Source organism: Phytoactinopolyspora endophytica, assembly GCF_004138495.1.
GTDB classification, from domain to species: domain Bacteria; phylum Actinomycetota; class Actinomycetes; order Jiangellales; family Jiangellaceae; genus Phytoactinopolyspora; species Phytoactinopolyspora endophytica.
Genome location: NZ_ML142861.1, coordinates 144771 through 147496 on the forward strand (window position 1 = coordinate 144771; position 2726 = coordinate 147496).

Annotated in this window: 3 protein-coding genes; 1 reads left to right on the plus strand and 2 read right to left on the minus strand. The window is 69.9% G+C overall.

All coding sequences use genetic code 11. The features are described from left to right. Positions 1-95 precede the first annotated feature (95 nt). A complete protein-coding gene (locus ELR45_RS22915; protein WP_240760067.1) occupies positions 96-1340 on the plus strand; it encodes an APC family permease in 1245 nt (414 codons plus the stop codon). Between the two features lie 16 nt (positions 1341-1356). On the opposite strand, the gene ELR45_RS22920 is transcribed toward ELR45_RS22915, so the two are convergent. Both ELR45_RS22920 and ELR45_RS41385 read right to left on the minus strand, forming a co-directional pair. Beyond that, positions 1357-2328, minus strand: coding sequence for an asparaginase (locus tag ELR45_RS22920; RefSeq protein WP_129668409.1), 972 nt, complete (start codon positions 2326-2328; stop codon positions 1357-1359). A gap of 38 nt (positions 2329-2366) precedes the next feature. Continuing rightward, a partial coding sequence (locus tag ELR45_RS41385) for an SDR family oxidoreductase (protein ID WP_240760069.1) occupies positions 2367-2726 on the minus strand: 360 nt, incomplete at its 5' end.

Sequence of the window (2726 nt, forward strand, 5' to 3'; positions counted from 1 at the left end):
CACAATGCCGGAGCGGGCGAAGTCCCGCGGCGTCCGGCGATCGCCACGAGATCCCGCTGTGCCGGTCGCATGGTGATGCACGAGATGATGACGGCGTGAGCCAACCCGACTCCCGCCTGTCCCGCCGGCTCGGCACCGCCGACGCCGTCGTCATCGGCGTCGGCGCCATGATCGGGACCGGCGTCTTCGTCGTGTGGCAACCGGCGGCAGAGCAAGCCGGCTCGTGGCTTCTCCTCGGCCTCGGCATCGCCGCGGTCGTGGCGTTCTGCAACGCGACGTCGACGGCCCAGCTCGCCGCGGTCCATCCCAAGGCCGGCGGCGCTTACCACTACGGCCGTGAACGGCTAGGGCCGCACTGGGGCGCCCTGGCCGGTTACGCCTTCGTCGTCGGCAAGACCGCGTCGTGCGCTACGGCGGCTCTGGCCGTGGGCACCTACCTCTGGCCCGAGCACGCGACACTCATCGCCCTGGCCGCCGTCGTACTGCTGACCGGGATCAACCTCGCCGGAGTGCATAAGACCGCGCGGATGACCCGCATCATCCTCGTCGGCGTGGCCGCCGTCCTGCTGACCACGGTGGTGACCGGTCTGGCCGGAGCCGGCAACGAGCCGGAGACGACCGTCGCACTGGATAGTGCCGGGCCGCTGGGCGTCCTGGGCTCGGCGGCCGTCCTGTTCTATGCCTTCGCCGGCTACGCCCGGATCGCGACCCTCGGCGAGGAGGTGCGCGATCCGGCATCGATCCCCCGTGCCGTGACGATCGGGCTGCTCATCGTGCTCGGCGTCTACGCCGCCGTCGGTGTCACAGTCCTCGTCGCTCTCGGACCGGAGGGCACGGCGGCCACCGACCAGCCGTTGCGGACCCTGGTAGAGACAGCCGGTGCAGACTGGCTCGTTCCCGTGGTCACCGTCGGCGCGGGTGTCGCAGCCCTGGGCGCTTTGCTCTCCCTCCTGGCCGGTGTCGGACGGACGTCGTTCGCGATGGCCGCCGAGCGCGATCTCCCGCGCCTCTTCGCCGCCGTACACCCGACACGCAAGGTCCCACACCTGGCCGAGATCGGCGCCGGCCTCGTCACGGCGGCAGCCGTGCTCTCCGGTGATCTCGTCCAGACACTGTCCATCAGCGCGTTCGCCGTCCTCGTCTACTACGCAGTGGCGAACCTCTCCGCTCTCCGTCTGACCCCGGAGGAACGTCGCTGGCCACGCTGGCTGGCCGGGCTCGGGCTGGTGCTGTGTGCCGGGCTGGCGCTCTCGCTGCCGCCGAGGATGGTGCTGCTGGGTGCGGCGACTCTGGCCGTCCTGCTCGCGCTGCGCGCCCTCACGCTGAGGCTCCGTTCATAGGTAGCGCCTCCGCGCGTCATTCGGCCAGCCGGCCCAGCAGGTCAGCCGACGGACGGATCTCACCGACCCGTCGCGCCCAGCCGAGCACCGGCGTGCTCATCAACTCGTCCAGAACCGGGGCATCGACGCCCATCCCTCGCAGCGCCGCGGCCATCACCACCGGACGGGCCCGCCCGCCACCGTCGTCGATCTTCACCGCGACCGCACGTCCGTCGTCGAAGGCCACCGCGTACACCGCCTCGGCGCCACCCTTGCCGAACAGACCGGGTATGGCGCGGATGAGCTTCGCCTCGTCCCGGATGGTGCCGCTAACATACTCCGGGTACCGCTGAATCGCCTGGACGACACGTCGCTCCGCGGACCCCGTATCGGCCAGCGCCATCGCCCGGAACATTCTCGCCAGGCCGGTGAGCGTCAACGCGAACAGGGGCGCGCCGCACCCGTCCACGCCGGTGTGAGAGATCGGCTCCCCGGCCAGTTCACCCACCGTCTCGGCGATCGCCTGCTGAAGGGGATGCACGGGGTCCAGGTAGTCGTCGGTGGACCAACCGTTCAGCACGCATGTCGCCAGCATGGCGGCATGCTTGCCGGAACAGTTGGCGGTGATCGACGACGGCTCGTCACCGCGCCGGATAGCGGCATGGCGACTCTGCTCGTCCAATGGCCAATCCGGCGTGTTCTGCAGCATCGCCTCGTCGAGCCCCGCCCCCGCGATGATGCGGCGGACGTCCTTGAGGTGGAAGTCCTCGCCCGAGTGGCTGGCGGCGGCCAAGGCCAGCAACTTGTCATCGAGCTGAAGGCCGAAGCGCGCCATCGCGGCGGCCTGCGCGGGCTTGTTCGCCGACCGAGGGAACATCAGCTCATCGGTGCGGCCGGCCTCGAAGGCGACCGTACCGTCCGATCGCAGCGCCACCACCGAACCATGGTGCCTCGACTCGACCAGGCCCGATCTGACGACCTCGGCGACGATCACGTCATCTCTCGACATGGTTGTGATCGTCGCACGGACCCAGTGACCGGTCCGCTTCAGACTGTGAAGCCGCCGTCCACCGCGATCGACGCCCCCGTGACGTAAGCGCCCTCGGCACTGGCGAGATGAGCGACGGTCGCCGCGATCTCGGACGGTTCGGCGTAACGGCCGAGGGCGGTGAAGCCCTTGATGGTCTCGGAGAGCGGGCCGTCGGCGGGGTTGAGGTCGGTATCGGTGGGACCCGGATGCACGACGTTCACCGTGATGCCGCGCGGGCCGAGATCGCGGGCCAGCCCTTTGGTGAGGCCGGTGAGCGCGGTCTTGCTCAGCGAGTACAGCCCCAGGCCGGGAAACGGCAGACGTTCGGCGACATTGCTGCCGATGCTGATGATGCGTCCACCCTCGGTCATGTGGCC

Excerpts from the sequence above, each read along its gene's own strand:
- ELR45_RS22920 (WP_129668409.1), bottom strand. The coding sequence starts at position 2,328 with ATGTCGAGAGATGACGTGATCGTCGCCGAGGTCGTCAGATCGGGCCTG.